Annotated in this window: 1 protein-coding gene; it reads right to left on the bottom strand. The window is 75.1% G+C overall.

Features of this window, described 5'->3' with window-relative positions:
- On the bottom strand, nucleotides 1–598 hold a 598-nt coding region (locus tag Sru01_RS35190; protein ID WP_203995313.1), incomplete at both ends, for an AMP-binding protein.

The following is a 598-nucleotide window of genomic DNA, read 5'->3' as shown; positions in this document are numbered from 1 at the left end:
GGCGATGACGGTGCGGGCGCCGGTGATCAGCGGCAGGAACAGTTCCAGGCCGGAGATGTCGAACGACAGCGAGGTCAGCGCCAGCCAGACGTCATCCGGCCTCGAGCCGAGCAGCTCGCGCATCGAGCACAGGAAGTTCACCAGCGCCCGGTGCGGCACCACCACGCCCTTGGGCCGGCCCGTCGAACCGGAGGTGTACAGCACGTACGCCGGGTCCTCCGCCCCGCCGGCCGCCGGCGGGTCACCGGCCGGAGCATCCGTGACGTCGGCACCGAGGTCGAGCACCGTGCCGGCGAACGCCGGCAGCCGATCGCGCAGCCCTTCGCCGACCAGCACGGTGCGCGCGCCGGAGTCGGCGAGCACCAGCTCGATCCGTGCGGCGGGGTAGTCGGGGTCCAGCGGCAGGTAGGCCGCGCCCGCCTTCCACACCGCCAGCATCCCGGCCAGCGCCTCCACCGACCGGCCGGTGAACAACCCCACCACATCGCCCCGGCCCACCCCGGCCGCCCGCAACCGGTGCGCCAGCCGGCCGGCCACCGCGTCCAGCTCCCCGTACGACAGGCTCGTCCCGTCCGCGGCCACCACCGCCACCCGGCCC

Source organism: Sphaerisporangium rufum (assembly GCF_016863395.1).
GTDB lineage: Bacteria > Actinomycetota > Actinomycetes > Streptosporangiales > Streptosporangiaceae > Sphaerisporangium > Sphaerisporangium rufum.
Note: the sequence above shows the minus strand (reverse complement) of the source record. Positions and strands in the feature narration are given on the sequence as shown.